This window comes from Cohnella fermenti, assembly GCF_004801405.1.
Classification (GTDB): domain Bacteria; phylum Bacillota; class Bacilli; order Paenibacillales; family Paenibacillaceae; genus Cohnella; species Cohnella fermenti.
The window spans coordinates 1-843 of the sequence record NZ_SSOB01000111.1; the positions used below are offsets into that span (position 1 = coordinate 1).

Annotated in this window: 2 tRNA genes and 3 rRNA genes; all 5 read left to right on the forward strand. The window is 52.2% G+C overall.

The annotated features are described in order from the left end of the window. Positions 1 to 63: ribosomal RNA gene (locus E6C55_RS33210) — 16S ribosomal RNA — on the forward strand; the annotation flags it as partial. Positions 64 to 152: 89 nt separating this feature from the next. After that, positions 153 to 269: ribosomal RNA gene (gene rrf / locus E6C55_RS33215) — 5S ribosomal RNA — on the forward strand. A gap of 10 nt (positions 270 to 279) precedes the next feature. Beyond that, a tRNA-Ile gene (locus tag E6C55_RS33220) sits at positions 280 to 356 on the forward strand. A gap of 85 nt (positions 357 to 441) precedes the next feature. Continuing rightward, positions 442 to 517 (forward strand) — tRNA-Ala (locus tag E6C55_RS33225). Positions 518 to 717: 200 nt separating this feature from the next. Then, positions 718 to 843 (forward strand): 23S ribosomal RNA (locus E6C55_RS33230); the annotation flags it as partial.

Here is an 843-nt window from a genome sequence, read left to right on the forward strand (position 1 = left end):
ATGATTGGGGTGAAGTCGTAACAAGGTAGCCGTATCGGAAGGTGCGGCTGGATCACCTCCTTTCTAAGGAGCCCTTCGGGGCAATATGAAGCAGTACATTCATTACGCTCGAGTTCAGTTTTGAAGGTGCAAGCCTTCAGCGATAAAACCGGTTTGGTGATGATGGCAGAGGGGTTCCACGCGTACCCATCTCGAACACGACCGTTAAGCCCTCTAACGCCGATGGTACTTGGACCGCAGGGTCCTGGGAGAGTAGGAAGTTGCCAAGCCGGATTTTGATGGCCTTTAGCTCAGTTGGTTAGAGCGCACCCCTGATAAGGGTGAGGTCGGTGGTTCGAGTCCACTAAGGCCAACCAATTCCATAACTCTTCACCGGGGTCCACGCAAAGTACTCGGAATAAGCTTCGAAGCTTAACGTCACTTTGTGGGGAATTAAACCATGGGGACATAGCTCAGCTGGGAGAGCACCTGCCTTGCACGCAGGGGGTCAGGAGTTCGATCCTCCTTGTCTCCACCATTTGCATCACGTCATGTACTTGTACCTTGACAACTGGATACGAAACGATTAGCGCAATGTAGAATGAATCTTCTGCCTTAGTGTTTGGCTAAGAGCGAAGGAAGATCGCAATGAACGAGTTTTTCTCAACTAGATGAAGCTGCTCTTGCAGCGACGTTAGGTTGAGAACCATACGAGTGAATGCGAACTTCCGGAGCGATGGTTAAGCTAATAAGGGCGCACGGAGGATGCCTAGGCGCCAGGAGCTGAAGAAGGACGCGGCGAACAGCGAAATTGCCTCGGGGAGCCGTAAGCAGGCGTTGATCCGGGGATGTCCGAATGGGGAA